General features: G+C 48.3%; 21 protein-coding genes. 15 read left to right on the top strand and 6 right to left on the bottom strand.

Going from position 1 to position 18,889, the window contains the following annotated elements:
- The first annotated feature begins 18 nt into the window (after positions 1 to 18).
- Positions 19 to 1,269 carry a CYP152 family fatty-acid peroxygenase CypC gene (gene cypC, locus D5S11_RS09900; RefSeq protein ID WP_108725298.1) on the top strand — a complete coding sequence of 417 codons (1,251 nt, stop codon included), beginning with the start codon at positions 19 to 21 and terminating at the stop codon, positions 1,267 to 1,269.
- A 48-nt stretch (positions 1,270 to 1,317) separates the two neighbouring features.
- Here cypC and D5S11_RS09895 read toward each other — a convergent pair whose 3' ends face one another.
- Positions 1,318 to 1,440 (bottom strand): DUF3941 domain-containing protein, encoded by a 123-nt coding sequence (locus D5S11_RS09895; protein ID WP_003155105.1) that lies wholly within the window; start codon positions 1,438 to 1,440, stop codon positions 1,318 to 1,320.
- Between the two features lie 48 nt (positions 1,441 to 1,488).
- Positions 1,489 to 2,340 (bottom strand): DegV family protein, encoded by an 852-nt coding sequence (locus tag D5S11_RS09890; RefSeq protein WP_020955621.1) that lies wholly within the window; start codon positions 2,338 to 2,340, stop codon positions 1,489 to 1,491.
- Positions 2,341 to 2,465: 125 nt separating this feature from the next.
- Between D5S11_RS09890 and D5S11_RS09885 the strand changes: the two genes are divergently transcribed.
- Together D5S11_RS09885 and D5S11_RS09880 are read left to right on the top strand one after the other, a co-directional pair.
- A complete protein-coding gene (locus D5S11_RS09885) occupies positions 2,466 to 3,308 on the top strand; it encodes a YitT family protein (protein ID WP_007409143.1) in 843 nt (280 codons plus the stop codon).
- Positions 3,309 to 3,322: 14 nt separating this feature from the next.
- Positions 3,323 to 3,784 (top strand): BsuPI-related putative proteinase inhibitor, encoded by a 462-nt coding sequence (locus tag D5S11_RS09880; protein WP_007409142.1) that lies wholly within the window; start codon positions 3,323 to 3,325, stop codon positions 3,782 to 3,784.
- A gap of 36 nt (positions 3,785 to 3,820) precedes the next feature.
- Here the strand turns inward: D5S11_RS09880 and D5S11_RS09875 are convergent, their stop codons facing one another.
- The 3 genes from D5S11_RS09875 to D5S11_RS09870 all read right to left on the bottom strand — a co-directional run bounded on the left by D5S11_RS09875 (position 3,821) and on the right by D5S11_RS09870 (position 5,065).
- Positions 3,821 to 4,018: a DUF3813 domain-containing protein gene (locus D5S11_RS09875; RefSeq protein ID WP_003155097.1), complete on the bottom strand. Its 198-nt coding sequence runs from the start codon at positions 4,016 to 4,018 to the stop codon at positions 3,821 to 3,823.
- Entirely contained in the window at positions 4,018 to 4,167 is a 150-nt protein-coding gene (locus D5S11_RS19880; protein ID WP_003155094.1) for a hypothetical protein, read from the bottom strand. The genes D5S11_RS09875 and D5S11_RS19880 overlap by 1 nt, the downstream gene beginning before the upstream one ends.
- A gap of 85 nt (positions 4,168 to 4,252) precedes the next feature.
- A complete protein-coding gene (locus D5S11_RS09870) occupies positions 4,253 to 5,065 on the bottom strand; it encodes a Cof-type HAD-IIB family hydrolase (RefSeq protein WP_007409141.1) in 813 nt (270 codons plus the stop codon).
- A gap of 120 nt (positions 5,066 to 5,185) precedes the next feature.
- On the opposite strand from D5S11_RS09870, the gene D5S11_RS09865 reads away from it, so the two are divergent.
- On the top strand, positions 5,186 to 5,953 hold the full coding sequence (locus tag D5S11_RS09865; protein WP_007409140.1) for a prolyl oligopeptidase family serine peptidase: 768 nt from the start codon (positions 5,186 to 5,188) through the stop codon (positions 5,951 to 5,953).
- Positions 5,954 to 6,015: 62 nt separating this feature from the next.
- Entirely contained in the window at positions 6,016 to 6,324 is a 309-nt protein-coding gene (locus tag D5S11_RS09860) for a metal-sulfur cluster assembly factor (protein ID WP_003155088.1), read from the top strand.
- Positions 6,325 to 6,455: 131 nt separating this feature from the next.
- Here D5S11_RS09860 and fosM read toward each other — a convergent pair whose 3' ends face one another.
- Positions 6,456 to 6,899 (bottom strand): FosM family fosfomycin resistance protein, encoded by a 444-nt coding sequence (gene fosM, locus D5S11_RS09855; RefSeq protein ID WP_080130442.1) that lies wholly within the window; start codon positions 6,897 to 6,899, stop codon positions 6,456 to 6,458.
- A 184-nt stretch (positions 6,900 to 7,083) separates the two neighbouring features.
- Between fosM and D5S11_RS09850 the strand changes: the two genes are divergently transcribed.
- The 10 genes from D5S11_RS09850 to D5S11_RS09805 all read left to right on the top strand — a co-directional run bounded on the left by D5S11_RS09850 (position 7,084) and on the right by D5S11_RS09805 (position 18,877).
- The gene (locus D5S11_RS09850) at positions 7,084 to 8,520 is read left to right on the top strand and encodes an FAD-binding oxidoreductase (RefSeq protein WP_108725054.1); all 1,437 of its coding nucleotides are present in this window, start codon (positions 7,084 to 7,086) and stop codon (positions 8,518 to 8,520) included.
- Entirely contained in the window at positions 8,517 to 9,059 is a 543-nt protein-coding gene (locus D5S11_RS09845; protein WP_108725053.1) for an MFS transporter, read from the top strand. The genes D5S11_RS09850 and D5S11_RS09845 overlap by 4 nt, the downstream gene beginning before the upstream one ends.
- Positions 9,060 to 9,224: 165 nt before the next feature.
- Positions 9,225 to 10,262: an N-acetyl-gamma-glutamyl-phosphate reductase gene (gene argC, locus D5S11_RS09840; RefSeq protein WP_108725052.1), complete on the top strand. Its 1,038-nt coding sequence runs from the start codon at positions 9,225 to 9,227 to the stop codon at positions 10,260 to 10,262.
- Between the two features lie 22 nt (positions 10,263 to 10,284).
- Positions 10,285 to 11,502, top strand: a complete 1,218-nt coding sequence (gene argJ / locus D5S11_RS09835; protein WP_039062882.1) for a bifunctional ornithine acetyltransferase/N-acetylglutamate synthase — start codon at positions 10,285 to 10,287, stop codon at positions 11,500 to 11,502.
- Between the two features lie 14 nt (positions 11,503 to 11,516).
- Positions 11,517 to 12,293 carry an acetylglutamate kinase gene (argB, locus tag D5S11_RS09830; RefSeq protein ID WP_007409134.1) on the top strand — a complete coding sequence of 259 codons (777 nt, stop codon included), beginning with the start codon at positions 11,517 to 11,519 and terminating at the stop codon, positions 12,291 to 12,293.
- Complete coding sequence (locus D5S11_RS09825; protein WP_007409133.1) at positions 12,290 to 13,447, top strand: acetylornithine transaminase; 1,158 nt, start codon at positions 12,290 to 12,292, stop codon at positions 13,445 to 13,447. The genes argB and D5S11_RS09825 overlap by 4 nt, the downstream gene beginning before the upstream one ends.
- 69 nt (positions 13,448 to 13,516) lie before the next feature.
- The gene (locus tag D5S11_RS09820; protein ID WP_007409132.1) at positions 13,517 to 14,575 is read left to right on the top strand and encodes a carbamoyl phosphate synthase small subunit; all 1,059 of its coding nucleotides are present in this window, start codon (positions 13,517 to 13,519) and stop codon (positions 14,573 to 14,575) included.
- Positions 14,568 to 17,663, top strand: coding sequence for a carbamoyl-phosphate synthase (glutamine-hydrolyzing) large subunit (locus tag D5S11_RS09815; protein WP_108725051.1), 3,096 nt, complete (start codon positions 14,568 to 14,570; stop codon positions 17,661 to 17,663). The genes D5S11_RS09820 and D5S11_RS09815 overlap by 8 nt, the downstream gene beginning before the upstream one ends.
- Positions 17,651 to 18,622, top strand: coding sequence for an ornithine carbamoyltransferase (argF, locus tag D5S11_RS09810; protein WP_007409130.1), 972 nt, complete (start codon positions 17,651 to 17,653; stop codon positions 18,620 to 18,622). Before D5S11_RS09815 ends, argF begins: the two co-directional genes overlap by 13 nt.
- 75 nt (positions 18,623 to 18,697) lie before the next feature.
- On the top strand, positions 18,698 to 18,877 hold the full coding sequence (locus D5S11_RS09805) for a YjzC family protein (protein WP_003155070.1): 180 nt from the start codon (positions 18,698 to 18,700) through the stop codon (positions 18,875 to 18,877).
- The last annotated feature ends 12 nt before the right edge of the window (positions 18,878 to 18,889 follow it).

Here is an 18,889-nt window from a genome sequence, read left to right as displayed (position 1 = left end):
AAGATGGGAGGAATCGGGATGAATGAACAAATTCCGCATGATAAGGGTCTTGATAATAGTCTGGCTTTATTACGCGATGGATATGTATTTGTGAAAAACAGAGCGGAGAATTATCGCTCGGATGTGTTTCGCGCCCGTTTATTAGGGAAGACATTCATTTGTATGAGCGGAGCGGAAGCCGCAAAGCTTTTTTATGACACAGAACGATTTCAGCGGGAGCATGCCCTCCCCAAACGGGTGCAGAAAACGTTATTCGGAACAGGGGCAATCCAGTCAATGGACGGTGAACGGCATAAGCACAGGAAGCTTCTATTTATGTCGCTGATGACGCCGCCCCGGCAAAAACGGCTTGCGGAAGCGGTGGCAAAACAGTGGAAAGCATCTGCGGAAATGTGGGAGGGTTCAAACCGAATTGTCCTTTTTGATGAAGCGAAGAAAGTGCTGTGCCGGGCTGCCTGTGAGTGGGCCGGCGTCCCGCTGAAAGACTCAGAAGTGAAAGAGCGGGCGGAGGATTTCACCGATATGGTAGACGCATTCGGCGCTGTCGGACCGCGTCATTGGAAAGGCAGAAGGGCGAGGCTGAAAACGGAGAAATGGATAGAGGAGGTCATTGAGGATGTGCGGTCCGGCAAGCTGCAAACGCCGGAGGGCTCAGCCTTGTATGAAATGGCTTTTCATACAGAACTTGACGGGAACAGACTTGATTCTCACATGGCTGCTGTTGAGCTTATTAATGTTCTGCGCCCGATTGCCGCCATTTCTTACTTCATTACGTTTTCAGCTCTTGCATTGCATGATTACCCTGAATATCGGGGTAAACTGAGATCGAGAGATGATCAGGAGGCCGAAAGATTTGTACATGAAGTTCGGCGGTATTACCCGTTTGCCCCGTTTTTAGGAGCCGTTGTGAAAAAAGATTTCGTATGGAAGAACTGTGAGTTTAAAAAAGGTGCATCCGTCATGCTTGACCTATATGGGACAAACCATGATTCCCGGCTTTGGGAGAATCCGAATGAATTTCGCCCGGAACGTTTTCAGGGGCGGGAGGAAAATAAATTTGATTTCATTCCCCAGGGCGGAGGTGATCCGGCTAACGGCCACCGCTGTCCGGGTGAGGGAATGACCGTGGAAGTCATGAAAACTTCCCTTGCGTTTCTTGCCAATGAAATAGAGTACGATGTTCCGTCCCAAGATTTGAGCTTCAGCCTGTCCAGAATGCCGGCATTGCCTGAAAGCGGATTCGTGATAAGTGATGTTAGACGCATATAGAACAAAAAACAGCCCTCTATCTTCATCCACAAGAGGGCTGTTTTGCTTTTACAGATGGTCCGGTTTTTTGGAATTCTGGTTTTTTCCCGCCTGCCGGTTTTTTTCGGCAAGCCGGTTCTTTTTCTGATTTACGGCGTTATTGTCCAACGGTTTTTTGTCATCATCTTTCATGCGGCAAAGCCTCCCTTCTGTCCGTTAGGATGCCCGCCCGCATTGAAATTATGGCTTCAGGAAAAAAATCGCGAGCGTGCCCGGCCCGGAGTGCGCGCCGATCGCAGAGCCGATTGAATGAAGAATGGTCTCTTTCGGATGGAACGCTTCTTCAATCATTTCCTTCATCCGAAGCGCCGTCTCCTCGTTATCTGCATAGCTGATCCCCACGGTTTGATCCGCCCAATCGCCGCCTTCTTCCTTCATCATGTCTATAATCCGTTTAAACAGTTTCTTCTGTCCGCGCAATTTTTCGAGCGGCACGAGCCTGCCGTCATCCACATGCAGAATCGGTTTGATGTTCAAAAGCCCCCCGACAAAAGCGGACGTTTTTGAAATTCTGCCGCCCCGCGCGAGATAAGCGACATCATCGACCGTAAATATATGTTTCATCCGTGCGCAAAAGCTCTTTACAGACGTTTCGATTTCTTGTATTGTATTCCCGTTAACACAGAGTGTTTGCGCGTGCATCACCGCGAGGCCGCAGCCCAATGAAGCGCATTTGGAATCTACAATCCGTAAATCAAAATCGGGAAATTCCTCTTTTACTTCATTGGCGATCATTACGGCCGTCTGATAGGTGCCGGAAAGACCTGAGGAAAAGGCGATGTATATCGCCGGGTCTCCCAGTTCCGCGTATTGTAAAAATACTTTTTTTATCGTATCCGGTGATGCCTGGGATGTTTTCGGAACTTTCCCGTCCCGCATCGCTTGAAATATATGATCCGCCTGAATGGTGACCGTGTCCTCATATTCGTTTCCGTCAAGTGTTACGTGCAGCGGAATGAACCCGATCCGGTTTTCTTCAATATAAGATTTCGGCAGGTCAGAGGCGCTGTCAGCAATAAGGTGAACTGTCATCATAATTCCCTTCTTTCCGATTGGTGAGAGTGATGCCAACTATATCATATAAATGTGGCAAAATAGTGTTCAAAACTTTATTTTAAGGGAAAAGCTAATAATGAAAATGAGCGGAGGAGCAAGCCATGGTACTAGAACAAGCAAAAAAATTAGCAATCGTCGTCATCGGCGCGTTTCTGTATGCGGCGGGACTGAATTTATTCCTGATACCGGCGAATGTATATGCCAGCGGTTTTACCGGTGTCGCCCAGCTGCTGTCAAGCGTCGTTGATCAATACGCCCCCTTTTATATTTCGACAGGAGTTCTCATGTTCCTCTTAAACATTCCCATCGGTGTGTTAGGGTGGCTGAAAGTCGGCAGATCATTCACTGTATACAGCATATTAAGCGTAGCGCTGACGTCCGTCTTTATGGGAATTCTCCCGGAAATGAGACTGTCGCACGATATTCTTCTGAATACCGTATTCGGAGGAGTCATCTCAGCTATCGGCATCGGTTTAACGCTGAAATTCGGCGCTTCGACAGGCGGTCTTGATATCGTGTCGATGGTGCTGGCCAAATGGAAGGATAAGCCGGTCGGCACATATTTCTTCATTTTGAACGGGATTATCATTTTGACGGCAGGATTATTGCAAGGATGGGAGAAAGCATTATATACCCTTGTCGCTCTGTATGTCACAACAAGGGTGATTGACGCCATTCACACCCGCCACATGAAACTGACCGCCATGATCGTTACAAAAAAAGCCGATGAAATCAAAGAAGCGATTTACGGGAAAATGGTCCGCGGCATTACGACGGTGCCGGCAAAAGGCGCTTACACAAACGAACAGAAAGAAATGATGATCATCGTCATCACGCGGTACGAATTGTATGACCTTGAGAAAATCGTGAAAGAAGTCGACCCGAAAGCCTTCACAAACATCGTGCAAACGACGGGGATCTTTGGTTTCTTCAGAAAAGACTGATAGGAGCGGATAGAATGAAGTGGCTGTTTGGCCTGTTATTACCGGTCATTTTACTGATCGGATGCAGCAGTCAATCCGGGCAGAAGGAGCCCGCTGAGGAGGTATCCGGAGAGATGAATGAACAGCAAGCGGAATTAGCCGTAAACCCTGTGCAGACGGATCAGCAGATCGAATTTCAAATGTCTTTAAAAAACAAGAGCGGCAGCCCGATCGATTTCACATTCAGCTCAGGGCAGAAATTCGAATTGACCGTACATGACCAACATCACAAAGAACTGTACCGCTATTCAAAAGACAAAATGTTTACTCAGGCGTTTCAGACCGTGACCTTAATGCCGAATGAAACGTATGACTTTTCAGATGTGTGGAAGAACGTGCCCGGTCCGGGAACATACACGGTGACGGTGACGTTTTTAGGGAAGTCCGATCAGATCGGAAAAAGACTGAAAACGGTAAAAACATTTGAAGTAAAATAAAAAAGCGGCGCCCTCGTCTAAACGGGGCGCCTTTTTTTATTGCAATTTCTCCAGCTGATCCTGAAATTGGTGCAGCTGCTGACGTTCTGCATCCGTCGAATTGGCGTACGCGGAAGACACGGCGTTTTTGGCGCGTGAGACAGCTTTTTCCTGATCGCCGTCCTCGAAACCGTTAGCAATCATGACGGCCTGCTGGACAAATGACTTGGCTTGAGAAAACAGTTCGTTTCTCATTAAAAGTCAACCTGCCTTTCAGCCGAATCTTTTGCTGCATCATGCTGTGCTTCCTCTAATGTAGACCGATATGGAAATCTTGCGTCATGAAGACTGACAGAGTCCTTGCCTTGCTGAATAAACCGTTTTGATTTGTTTCGTTTACCCATTGCAATGTCCCCCTTCCATATTTAGACGAGATGAGTCGTCTGTTTTAGTATGGGCGGAAGGCTTTGTGTTATGAGCGGCAAAACCTCACAGGGAGAAATAGGATTTTAAAAATTCGGCGATTCCGTCCGCTTCATTTGATCCCGTGACGCGGTCGGCGGCCTGTTTGACTTCATCCGTGCCGTTTCCCATCGCTACGCCGCACCCGGCAAACCGGAGCATTTCAAGATCGTTGTCTTCGTCGCCGAACGCGATGATCCGTTCTCTCGGCACTTGGTAATAGTCGCTGATTTTCTTCAGGCCGACCGCTTTATTCATCCCGTGTTTAATGATTTCAATCACATGCCACGGAGCCGCCCATCTTCTGTGGTCAATGACCTCGGCGTGCACATCGGATAAATGTGCGCGTATATCCGCGACGTCCTCTTCCTTTGCATGAATCAATACGGACGTTACATCCTCCTTGACCGTTTCACGCAGATCGCCGAATGTGACATTCGCCGTATTCATATGAAACGCCTCAATTAAATGCTCATCATGATAATGGAAGTACACATCATCAATGACCTCAGCGAGCACATTATGTATTTGATAGGTCTCTGTAAGTTCGGCAAGCTGTCTGACCACATCGACCGATAAAGACGTGTGGTATCGTCCCCATGATTCGTCTTTCGGATGGTGGACAAACGCCCCGTTAAAATTGACAATCGGCGTTGTCAGCCCAAGCTCGTCATAATACATCGAACTGGAACGGAACGGGCGCCCGGTTGAGATGCAGACATGATGGCCCGCTTCTTTCAGCTTCTGAATCGTCCGTGCCGTTTCAGGGGAAATGGTTTTATCGTCTTTTAATAAAGTTCCATCCAGATCTAAGGCGATGAGATAAGGTTTTGTCTCCATAAATAACTCCTTTTGTCATATAATTTGCTGTTTTTCACTTATGTACAGTGTAGCTTTTTACCATCTTTATTGTCTACATGTTACACTTATGATTATGGTTATCCTAAGGAGGGAGTCAACGTGATTCTTATTGATCATCAAACCGTATCAGGCATTCCGTTTTTACATATTGTAAAAGAAGAAAATCGGGACCGTCCCGCTCCCCTTGTTTTCTTTATTCACGGTTTTACAAGCGCGAAGGAGCATAATCTTCATTTCGCTTACCTGCTTGCTGAAAAGGGCTTCAGGGCCGTGCTGCCGGAAGCTCTTTACCACGGTGAACGCGCTGAACAGCTGTCAGCAGAAGAGCTCGCCGTCCATTTTTGGGACATTGTATTAAATGAAATCGAGGAGCTTGACGTGCTGAAAAAGGATTTTGAAGCGCGCGGTCTGATTGAAGACGGGCGGATCGGTCTTGCGGGCACGTCAATGGGCGGAATTACGACATTCGGCGCGATGGCCGCGTATGATTGGGTCAAAGCCGGCGTCAGTCTGATGGGAAGCCCGAACTATACGGCATTTTTTCAGCAGCAGATTGACCACATTCAAAAGCAGGACATCGACATTGACGTCACAAAAGAACAGGTCGATGAACTGTTTGCGCGGCTCAAACCGTTCGATCTCAGTCTGGAACCGGAAAAACTCCGCAGCCGCCCGCTGCTGTTCTGGCACGGCGTTCAAGACAAAGTCGTTCCGTATGCACCGACCCGCGGCTTTTATGAAACGATTAAACCTCATTACAGCAGCCGGCCCGACCATCTTCAGTTTCTGAAAGACGAACGGGCTGATCATAAAGTCCCGAGATACGCCGTTTTAGAAACCGTCGCCTGGTTCGATAAGCATTTATAAAGCACAAAGGTGTTAACAAAAGCCGCTTTTACGTTATACTGAGGAAAAAGGAGTGATGGAACGTGGAAGAAGCATTAAAAGAAAACATCATGGGCGCCTTGGAGCAGGTTGTTGACCCTGAGCTCGGCGTCGATATCGTCAATCTCGGCCTTGTATACGACGTTGATATGGATGACGACGGCCTGACGCACGTTACGATGACACTGACATCAATGGGGTGCCCGCTCGCTCCGATCATCGTCGACGAGGTGAAAAAAGCGCTCGCCGACATTCCGGATGTAAAAGAGACGGAGGTCCACATCGTCTGGAATCCGCCGTGGACAAGAGACAAAATGTCACGCTACGCAAAAATCGCATTAGGGATTCAGTAATAAGAAAATGCACCTCGGATTTTAGGTACATCCTAAAGTTTGGAGGTGCTTTTCTTTTGTCTGCATTTACAAGGAAAAAATCAACGCGAATAAGCGACAGTGAGGGTTTGTTTTGGATCGCAAACAAACCTTTAAATATAAAATTTCATATGAGGTTTATCTTTTTTGTAATAGGACAGTCTGTCTTGGAGTGTACCTGTGTGGAATTCAAATTTATGTCCATCGGGATCAGTAAAATAAATTGACTTTTGATCTTGCTTATCCCTAGGACGCCCATTTAATATACTTACATTTAGATTTTTTAGCCTTTGATGTATTGCATCAAAATCTTTTGGGTCAATTGTAAAGGCCATATGCGTATAAGATTTATGTATTTCATTTCTTGGTATATCCGCCTCTAAGTTAAGTGCAAGCCAAAGCCCGTTCAGATCAAAATATGCTGTCTTTTGTCCTTTAACCAGGAGCTGTGCATGAAATACTTTTTCATAAAATTCTATAGATTTTTCCAAATTTGAAACAGAAAAAAGAAGATGATTGATTCCTTTTATGTTTATTTTCCCCACCTCGTTTAACATGTTTGTTTTAAACAATCCCTTTGGTAATACATCTGCATATATATCGATTATATACTGACTAAAAAATCATTTTAAGGATTTCTGTGGATTTTTATGCCCGGTGTTTTCCTGTATCGGGTTAAAAAGGAAAAAAACGGACGTGAGGCATGATATAATAGACCGGCTGCATGCGAGGGAGGAATCCATGAAGAAAAAATTACTTCTCATTATCCTTAGCATTCTTGTTTATACGGCGCTGTTCGCTGTTTCCGCTTTTCACAAAGAGCCGGAGCAGCAGGCAGGGACAATGACGGATGTCAGCCGTCTCATGCCCGTGAAAATTAAGCAGACGGTCAAAGGAAAAGAGAAAGAAACATTGGTCGAAACGATTAAGGAAGCAAAGAGAAAGCATCTGAAGATCTCAATCGCAGGCGCCCAGCACTCAATGGGCGGCCAGACGTATTATGAAGACGGTATCGTTCTCGACATGACGGGCTACAACAAAATACTCGGTCTCGACCGAAAGAAAAAAATCATCAGGGTGCAGGCGGGAGCGACGTGGAATGATATTCAGCGCTATGTCAATCCGTACGGGCTCGCGGTAAAAGTCATGCAATCGCAAAACATTTTTACGATCGGCGGCTCACTGAGCGCCAACGCCCACGGCCGGGATATCCGGTACGGTTCGCTGATTGATACGGTCAAATCGTTTCATCTTTTAAAGGCGGACGGCAAAGTCATCACCGTTACTCCGAAAGATGACCTGTTTTCAGCCGTCATCGGCGGCTACGGCCTGTTCGGCGTCATCCTGGACGCGGATATTGAGCTGACGGATGATGAGCTTTATGAAATGAAAACGAAACGCATGAACGCTGATACATACAGTCAATATTTTACGCAGCATGTTCGGCGCAACCCCGCCGTGCGCATGCATCTCGCGCGGATCGCAACAGGGGATAAAGGCTTTTTGCACGATATGTATGTGACTGATTACACACTCTCAGACAATCAGAAAGAATTAAAGCGGCACAATGAACTGAAAGAAGATGAGCATCCGGCGCTGACGAAATTCGCGCTCGGCCTCTCCCGCCGGTATGACTGGGGCAGAAATTGGTTCTGGTCAACCCAGCAGTCTTATTTTCTCAGCCAAAACGGCGTGAAAGTCTCCAGGAACAATGTCATGCGGTCAGAATCGAAATTTTTGGAATATGAAAACACGGACAACACCGATGTGCTACAAGAATACTTCGTGCCCGTCGGCGAATTTGCGCCGTACATTCATGATTTACGCAAGACGCTGTCACATGAAGATCTCAATCTCGTAAATATTACGATCCGCTACGTGCAAAAAAATGAAAAAGCCGATCTGTCATACGCAAAGGAAGACATGTTTTCACTCGTTCTTTTAATCAATGAAGGGTTTTCAACAGACAGCCAGGCAAGTGCTGCGCGGATTGTCAGAAAAATGACGGATACGGCATTGCGCCACCGCGGCAGTTATTATCTCCCGTATATGCTGTATCAAACGAAAGAGCAGATGCGCGAGGCATATCCGAAAAGCGATATGTTCTTTCAGAAAAAACACAAATATGATCCGGATGACTTGTTTATGAATTATTTTTATCAGAGGTACAAATCATGAAACACAACCATTTAAAATGGCTGATCCTGTCACAGAGCAGTGTCTTTTTTGCCGGCAGCCTGATCTTTCCGTTTTATATTTTATTTATTAAAAACATCGGTTCCAGCTACACGCAATTCGGTCTCTCATACGGCTTGTTCGGCCTGAGCGGCGCATTGATTCATCCGCTGCTCGGCCGGCTGTCGGCAAGACTGGATTCCCGCTGGTTCCTTATGGCAAATTCGTGGGGGATGGCGGTGCTTCTTCTGACGCTCCCGCACATTACCGGCGTACACCAGGTTTATGTTGTGCCGGTGCTTTTGGGCCTGTTCGGCGCGATGCAAAAACACGGCGAGAAAATCATGATCGCCGATTACACCGACGGCGGGGAGCGGGGAAAAAAAGTCGGCAGCTATCATTTCTGGACGGCCGTATTTTCAGCTGCCGCCATTATTCTCGGCGGGTTTCTCGCTGATTTCTTTACGGTTTATATTATCTTTTACGCCAGCTCCGTGCTGTTTTTTATAAGCGGGCTGATGATGCTGAAAAAAACAGGCTGATCCGATCAGCCTGTTTTTCTTATGCCCCCCCTCGATCGAGAGGGGGTTTTTTGTCAGCGAAAACAGATGGAAAATGAATGAAAAAATATTAAATATACAATTGAATTAATTTTTATTCATGTTATAATGTTAAATAATTTCACAAAAACCAAGAAGGTGAACCCGTTGAAAATAGGTATTATAGGCGCGACTGGTTATGGAGGCGCCGAACTTGTCAGGATTCTTAACCATCACCCTTATGCAGAATATTGTATATTATATTCATCGAGCGACGAAGGAAAAGAATATGCCGCTTCATATCCGCATTTGAGGAATATAGCGTCACAATCACTTCGGCCGCTTCATATAGAAACGATCCGAAACGAAATTGATGTCATTTTCATAGCCGCGCCGCCCGGCGTTTCCGGAGAGTGGTCGCCCAAGCTGGCGGAGGCGGGTATCCCGGTCATTGATCTATCCGGCGATCTGCGGATTCAAAACCCGGCCGTGTATGAAAAGTGGTATAAGCGGAAGGCCGCTCCGAAAGGAACGATTCAAAGCGCGGTTTACGGTTTAGCTGAACTGCAAAAAGAAGAGATTCAGACTGCAAAGCTGATTGCCAATCCGGGATGTTTTCCGACGGCTGTGCTGCTCGGGCTCGCCCCGCTGGCGAAGAATAAGCTTTTACAAGATTCATTTCTGATTGTTGATGCGAAAACGGGCGTATCCGGCGCCGGCCGAAAAGCATCCATGGGCACTCATTATTCTGAGCTGAATGATAATTTCAAAATTTATAAGGTTAATGAGCATCAGCATACTCCGGAAATTGAACAGCAATTAGCGGCTTGGCAGCCCGGCACAGGCCCGATCACGTTTTCCGCACATTTGGCGCCGATGACAAGGGGCATTATGGCGACGATGTATACGGAGGCTCCTCCGGGTATGTCTGCTGCACAGGTAAGAGAATTGTATTCCGAATTCTACAAAGATTCATATTTTGTCAGAATCAGGCCGGAAGGTGAATTTCCGGCGACGAAAGAGGTATACGGCAGCAATTTTTGTGATATCAGTGTCACCGTGGATGAAAGAACAAACCGTGCCACCATCGTTTCTGTCATAGATAATCTGATGAAAGGCGCCGCAGGGCAGGCGGTTCAAAATTTAAATATCATGAATGGCTGGCAGGAAGAAACGGGACTTACGATGACGCCAGTCTATCCATAGAACGAAAGAGGGATTCAAAAATATGATTCAGCTGAGTGAGGAAATCACGAAAATAAAAGGCGGCGTATCCTCGCCGAAAGGGTTTGAGGCAAAGGGCGTGCATTGCGGTCTGCGCTATTCAAAAAAAGATCTCGGAGCGATTATCAGCGAAGCGCCTGCAGTCAGTGCAGCGGTATATACGCAGAGCCATTTTCAGGCAGCACCGCTGAAAGTGACGCAAGCCAGCCTGAAAAAAGAGGGTATGCTTCAGGCGGTTATCGTCAACAGCGCGATTGCCAACGCCTGTACGGGAGACCAAGGATTAAAGGACGCCTATGAAATGCGGGACGGCTTCGCGAGCCAGCTCGGCATTGAGCCGGAGCTTGTTGCGGTTTCGTCAACCGGGGTGATCGGCGAGCTTTTAGATATGAAAAAAATTCAAGCGGGCATTGAACAGCTCGGTCAAGCGCCGTCCGTGTCCGGAGCATTTGAAGAAGCCATTTTGACGACGGATACAGTGACGAAACAGACGTGTTATGAACTGGTGATCGGCGGAGACATCATCACGATCGGCGGAGCGGCGAAAGGCTCCGGCATGATCCACCCCAACATGGCGACAATGCTCGGCTTTGTCACAACGGACGCGGCCGTGGAAGAACAGGCGCTCAAAAACGCGCTCAGAGAGATTACGGATGTTTCATTTAACCAAATCACCGTTGACGGAGAAACATCGACGAATGACATGGTGCTTGTGATGGCAAACGGCTGCGCGGGGAATGATTGCCTGACGGATCAGCACCCTGACTGGCCGGCTTTTAAAAAGGGATTAAAGCTTGTATGCGAAGACCTTGCCAAAGATATAGCCAGAGACGGTGAAGGAGCGACGAAATTAATTGAAGCCAGAGTCGAAGGCGCGAAAAACAACCTTGAGGCGAATATTATCGCCAAAAAAATCGTCGGCTCAAGCCTTGTGAAGACCGCCGTTTACGGCACAGACGCCAACTGGGGGCGCATCATCGGCGCAATCGGGCACAGTGCGGCAAGCGTAACGGCCGAACAAGTGGAAGTTTTCCTCGGCGGCCAGTGTCTGTTTAAACACAACGAACCTCAGCCGTTTTCGGAAACTGATGCCAAGGAGTACTTATCAGGTGATGAGATTACGATTTCAGTCCGCCTGCAGGAAGGCTCCGGCAGCGGCCGGGCATGGGGCTGTGACTTAACCTATGATTATATTAAAATCAATGCGAGCTATCGCACATAACAAAGGGGAGCGGCATGAAGAAAACGATCGTTTTTAAGTGCGGCGGAAGCGTGATCCGCGAGTTATCCGCCGATTTTTTTCAAAATGTAAAAGAGCTGATGCAATCGGGCTGGAACATTGCCGTCGTCCATGGAGGCGGCCCGGACATTTCAAAAATGCTGAAAACATTGCAGATTGAAACGGAATTTGTCGATGGACAGCGGAAAACGACCAAACCGGTGCTGGAAACAGCGGAAATGGTCTTGTCAGGGACGATCAATAAATTTTTCGTAACCGAACTCGCGAAAAACGGGCTGAAAGCCGCGGGAATATCAGGAAAGGACGGCGGTCTCCTTCAAGCATCCTATCTTAATCAAGACAAATACGGAGAAGTCGGCGAAATACAAAAAACCGATCCGTCAATCATTCACGCATTAATGAAAGAAGGCATCATTCCCGTTATCGCTCCGCTTTCCATGACAAGTGATTTCGAAACGCTGAACGTCAACGCAGACGCCGCGGCATCGGCCGTCGCTTCAGCCTTACACGCCGACAAACTTTTATTTGTCACGGATGTCGAAGGAATTATGGACGGAGAGAGCAGGCTGGATACTTTGACGCCGCAAGAGATTCAGGCCCTCATAGATGACGGCGTGATTTCAGGAGGGATGATTCCGAAGGTAAACTCGGCATTATCGGCACTGAGTGAAGATGTCGAGGAAGTGATGATCGTAAACGGAAAAGGAGCGTTTTTCACCGATCAAGCCTTCCAAGGAACAAAAATTGTCAAAGAAAAGGAGAGCGTGTCATGAGCAGTCTATTTCAAACCTACAGCCGCTGGCCCATCGATATCAAAAAAGCGAAAGGGACAATTGCAGAGGATGAAAACGGAAAAACGTATCTCGATTTTATTCAGGGCATCGCCGTTTCCAATCTCGGCCATTGTCATGATGAGGTCACAGAAGCGGTGAAAGAACAGCTTGACAGCGTATGGCACGTTTCCAATCTGTTTGAAAATGATCTTCAGGAAAAAGCCGCGGCAAAGCTTGCCGAACATAGCGCGGGGGATCTCGTTTTCTTCTGCAACAGCGGGGCCGAAGCGAATGAAGGCGCCATTAAGCTTGCCCGTAAAGCAACGGGAAAGACAAAAATTGTAACATTTCATCAATCCTTTCACGGGCGGACCTATGCGGGGATGGCCGCCACCGGACAAGACAAAATCAAGACCGGTTTCGGACCGATGCTTCAAGGCTTTCACTATCTTCCATTCAATGATCCGTCGGCATTCAGCACGCTTTCAAAAGAGGATGATATCGCCGCCGTCATGCTTGAGACGGTGCAGGGAGAAGGGGGAGTCAATCCCGCCGATCCGGAATTCATCGAAGCCTTACAGACATTTTGCAAAGACAAACAGGCGCTGCTTATCGCAGACGAGATTCAAACCGGAATCGGCCGGACGGGCAAGGCATTCGGCTATGAGCATTTCGGCATCTCGCCGGACATCATCACTGCTGCGAAAGGGCTTGGAAACGGTTTTCCCGTCGGAGCCGTGATCGGCAAAAAGAAGCTTGGCGACGCCTTTACGCCGGGTACGCATGGTACGACTTTCGGCGGCAATAAGCTTGCCATGGCAGCTGTGAAAGCAACCTTGGACATTGTGTTTCAGCCGGACTTTCTCCAGGCGGCGGCAGACAAAGGATCATTTTTAAAAGCGCAGCTGAACCGTGAACTGACAGGGCCTTTTGTAAAAGAAATCCGCGGAAAAGGGTTATTAATCGGCATTGAATGCGCAGGTCCCGTGTCCGGCATCATCGGAGATCTGCAGGAACGCGGGCTTCTCGTGCTTCCGGCCGGACCGAATGTCATCAGGCTGCTCCCGCCGCTTACGGTTTCTGAAGAAGAAATGCTGTCGGCCGTCAGTATGCTTAAGGCAGCGATCGAAGCGCATTCGGCAGTGAAACGGTAATTTTTTTTCGATATAAAAGTATAAAAATTCATATTTTTAATTAATTATTCATCAAGAGGTGGGCTTTAGATGAAAGGCTATTTAGTATTGGAAGACGGAACATCATTCGGCGGTGAACTTGAAAAAGAAGCCCGCTGTGTTGGCGAAGCGGTTTTTTTCACCGGAATGACGGGTTATCAGGAAGTGCTTACAGACCCGTCATATAAGGGTCAGATCGTCGTCTTTACGTATCCGCTGATCGGAAACTACGGAATTAATGAAAAAGACCTTGAAAGTAAGATTCCTCAAGTCAAGGCTGTTGCCGTCTATGAAGCGTGTGAACATTTTTCTCACCATGAAGCAGTCTCAAGCTTGAGAGAGTATTTAAATAAATGGAACATCCCGCTCTTAACCGAAGTGGACACACGGGCCGTCGTCAAAACCATCCGCTCCGGCGGCACGATGAACGCTGCCGTGTCAACAACAGGAGAAATTCCGGCAGCATCCGGAACAGAAAACCCGGCGGAGCTGGCGCAGTCTGAAGACATCACGTCAATGGGGAATGGAGACCGGCATATTGCGCTGATTGATTTCGGTTATAAAAAATCAATCGCCTCGTCACTTGTAAAGCGCGGCTGTAAAGTAACGGTCATTCCGTATCAGCAGATGAACGCTGTTTACGACATTCAGCCTGACGGAATCGTGCTCTCAAACGGCCCGGGCGACCCGAAAGCGATTGCGCCGTACATGAACCGGATTACATCATTACTCAGTGATTTCCCCGCACTCGGCATTTGCCTCGGGCATCAGCTGATTGCCCTGGCTTTCGGAGGAAATACGTATAAGCTGCCGTTCGGCCACAGGGGTGCCAACCATCCCGTCATTGACCGGAAAACGAAACGGGTGTTTATGACAAGCCAGAACCACAGCTATGTCGTTGATGAAGCATCAATTGACGAAAACGAGCTGTCCATCAGATTTCATCATGTCAATGATACATCAGTGGAAGGGCTCATTCATAAGCGCCTTCCCGTATTAAGCGTCCAGTTCCACCCTGAAGCTCATCCCGGACCGGCTGAGAGCGAGTGGATATTTGATGAATTTCTAGAGAAAGTGATACCAGCAAGGAGAGAAATCGCTCATGCCTAAAGATACAACCATTTCCAGCATATTAGTCATCGGCTCCGGCCCGATCATCATCGGCCAGGCGGCAGAATTTGATTATTCAGGAACGCAGGGCTGCATGGCTCTGAAAGAAGAAGGATACCGCGTTATTCTAGTCAACAACAACCCGGCAACGATTATGACGGATGAGGCGTTTGCCGATGAAATATATTTTGAACCGCTCACAACCGACAGCATCGAGGCCATTATTGAAAAAGAAAAACCGGACGGTCTGCTTGCCAATTTGGGCGGCCAGACGGCATTGAATTTAGCCGTTAAGCTTGAAGAAGCAGGCGTGCTGAAGAAGCATCACGTCAAGCTTTTGGGAACATCGGTGGAAACCATTCAAAAAGGCGAAGACCGGGAGCAGTTCCGCGCCCTGATGAAAGAGCTCGATCAGCCCGTTCCGGAAAGCGAAATCGTCGACAACGAAGAAGACGCCCTCCGTTTCGCTGAGTCTATCGGATTGCCGGTCATTCTGAGACCGGCGTACACGTTAGGCGGAAAGGGAGGCGGAATCGCGAAAACGAAAGAAGCGTTTCAGACGCTTATTAAACAGGCGCTGTTAGCAAGCCCGATCAGCCAATGCCTCGTCGAAAAAAGCATCGCCGGTTTTAAAGAAATCGAATATGAGGTCATGCGCGACAGCAATCATACATGCATCACCGTCTGTAATATGGAAAACATCGATCCCGTCGGCGTGCATACAGGGGACTCCATTGTCGTCGCACCGTCCCAGACGTTAACGGATGAAGAATATCAGATGCTGCGTTCAGCAAGCCTGGCGATTATTTCGGCGCTGGATGTGGTCGGCGGCTGCAACATTCAATTTGCGCTGGATCCGTTCAGCAAACAGTACTATGTCATTGAAGTGAACCCGCGTGTCAGCCGCTCTTCAGCTCTCGCGTCAAAAGCGACCGGCTATCCGATTGCCAAAATGGCGGCGAAACTTGCCGTCGGCTATACGCTTGATGAACTGAAAAATCCGCTGACGGGCTCTACTTATGCAAGCTTTGAACCGGCGCTTGATTATGTCATCGTCAAATTCCCGCGCTGGCCGTTTGATAAATTTAAACATGCCGACCGCACGCTCGGAACGAAGATGAAAGCGACGGGAGAGGTCATGGCGATTGAAAGAAATATGGAAGCGGCCATTCAAAAAGCGGCGGCCTCCCTTGAGCTGAAAACGATCGGCACCCGCCTGCCTGAACTCGGCGGCTGTACGATCAATCAGCTGTGGGAATTAGCGGTAACGCCGGATGACCGGAGATTTTTCGTCGTCATGGAACTGTTAAGCCGCGGTGAAACGATAGAAGACATCCATGCCAAAACGAAAATTGACCCGTTTTTTCTCCATGTATTCCGAAATATCATCACATTGGAAAACAAGCTGATGGAAGAAGGGGATCATCTGTCAATGCCGCTTTTAAAGCAGGCGAAGGTAAAAGGCTTCACGGATGTCATGATCGCATCTCTCACGGGAAAAACGGAAGAAGACATCCGTGCTCTCAGAAAGAAATCAGGCATCGTCCCGTCGTTTAAAATCGTAGATACATGCGCCGCTGAATTTGATGCCAAGACGAATTATTTCTACTCCACCTACCTCGGGGAAAGCGACGGAGATATCAGCCGAAAAGAGAAAAAACGCGCCCTCATCATCGGCTCAGGCCCGATCCGCATCGGTCAGGGAGTGGAATTTGATTACAGTGCCGTCCACGGCGTTCTGACCCTGCAAAAGCTGGGGTATGAAACGATTATGATCAATAACAATCCGGAAACAGTAAGCACGGATTATGAAATCGCTGACCGGCTTTATTTTGAACCGCTGACGACAGAACATATTTTGAACGTGGCGGAACATGAAAACATTGATTTTGCCATCGTCCAGTTTGGGGGGCAGACCGCGATCAATGCCGCTGAACCGCTGGAAAAAGCGGGCATTCCGCTGCTCGGAACATCCTTTGAAACCCTTGATGCGCTGGAGGATCGGGATCTGTTTTATCAGCTGCTTGATGACCTTGACCTGAAACATGCCAAAGGCGAAACCGCTTATTCAAAAGAAGAAGCAACGGAAAAAGCAAGCCGAATCGGCTACCCCGTGCTGATCCGTCCGTCTTATGTCATCGGTGGGATGGGCATGATCATCGTTGATTCAGAAGCGCAAATGTCAGAACTGCTGGAAAATGAAGCGGGCATGCCGTATCCGATTTTGATCGATCAGTACATTACAGGAAAAGAATTGGAGATCGATCTGATTTCCGACGGACATGAAGTATTCGTGCCGACTTACACAGAGCACATTGAACGCGCCGGCGTCCATTCGGGCGACAGTTTTGCGATTCTTCCGGGTCCGTCTGTCACACCTGATATGCAGCGGAATATAAGAGAGGCCGCCGAAAAAATCGCGGTAAAACTGGCTTTTAAAGGCATCATGAACATTCAGTTTGTCATTGATGACAAAGGGGATATTCTCGTTCTTGAAGTGAATCCGCGGGCAAGCCGCACGGTTCCTGTCGTGTCTAAGGTGATGGGGGTGCCGATGATCCCGCTTGCCGCCAGATTGCTGGCCGGCGCTTCCCTTAAAGACATCAAGCCCGAGGTTCAAAATCAGCACGGAACGGCAGTGAAATTCCCGGTTTTTTCTTCGCACGCCATTCAGGATGTGGACGTAAAGCCCGGGCCGGAAATGAAGTCGACCGGAGAAGGCATGTGTGTCGCGTTTGACGCAGAAAGCGCCCTGAAAAAAATCTACGCGCACGTCTGGGTGAAAAAAGGCAGCATCTATCTGGAAGGCTGTGATGCGGAATTGGAACGTCAGGCTCAAGAGGCGGGATTTACCGTATGCAAAGATGCGTTCCCGGCATGGGCAGAGCGAAAGGATAAAGCGGTCCATATCAATTTCAATCACTCTGAAGAAGCGCGTAAACAACGGATTGAAGCCATGACGCACGGTGTGACGGTCTTTACTGAACCGGAAACCGTAAAGGCATTTTTAGCAAGCGGCTCCGGCAAACCTAAGCCTGTATCGCTCAAAGATCTTTATCAAAAGGAAGTGGCATCATGCACACAATAAAAGCGGAACACACATTAACCCATTTGTACGGCAAAGATTTTCTTTCCTTAAAAGATGTCAGCCCGTCAGACATCAAAGCGCTTCTGACAGAAGCTTCATTATTAAAACAACATCCGATACAGCCGATTTTCCAAGGGAAAACATTGGCGATGATTTTTGAAAAATCTTCAACCCGCACACGTGTGTCTTTTGAAGCGGGAATGGCCCAGCTCGGGGGAACGGGACTATTTCTTTCAAGCAGCGACCTGCAGCTTGGGCGGGGGGAGACGGTCGCGGATACGGCGAAGGTGCTGTCCGGCTTCGTTGATGCCATTATGATCCGCACCTTTGAGCATGAAAAAGTCGAAGAGCTTGCCGAGCATGCAGACATTCCCGTCATAAACGGGCTGACCGACCGGTATCACCCGTGTCAGGCACTCGCGGATCTGTTAACGATACAAGAAATAAAAGGAAAACTGAAAGGAGTAAAAGCCGCCTATATCGGTGACGGAAATAATGTGGCGCATTCACTTATGATCGGCTGCGCAAAAATGGGCTGTGACATTGCGATTGCTTCGCCGAAAGGCTATGAAGTAGAGGAAGAGGCGGTGAATGCCGCGAAAGAAGCGGCGGCTGTTTCCGGAGCGAAAATCACCCTTACCGAAAATCCGCAGGAAGCGGTGCGGGATGCAGATGTGATTTACTCCGACGTCTTCACGAGCATGGGGCAGGAGGAAGAGACGCAGCAGCGGCTGAATGTGTTTGCCCCGTATCAAGTCAACGCCTCACTCGTCAGTCTCGCAAAACCCGACTATACATTTTTGCATTGCCTGCCCGCGCATCGGGAAGAAGAGGTCACGTCCGAGATTATCGACGGTCCGAACTCTGCGGTATTTCAGCAGGCGGAAAACCGGCTTCACGCGCAAAAAGCGCTCCTGAAAGCTCTTCTTTACAAACAGGATGAACAAAAAAACCGCTGAATCTCATTCAGCGGTTTTTGATATTTCTCCGCATACAAGCGCATACTACATAAAAAAGAAAAAGGAGGAAATGACGTGGGACAGCAGCATCAATTCCGCCCGGGACAAAAAGCGCCGAATAACGGTGTGTACGTTGAAATCGGCGAAACGGGAAGCATGGTCAAAAACCCGCAAAAAATCAAGCTTACGGTGGGGGAAATGTTCCCTGAAACTTCAAACCACAACAGATTGTGGACGTATCAACGAAAACCGTGAACACAAAAAAAC

It is taken from the genome of Bacillus sp. L75, from assembly GCF_003676355.1.
Classification (GTDB): Bacteria; Bacillota; Bacilli; order Bacillales; family Bacillaceae; genus Bacillus; species Bacillus velezensis.
Note: the sequence above shows the minus strand (reverse complement) of the source record. Positions and strands in the feature narration are given on the sequence as shown.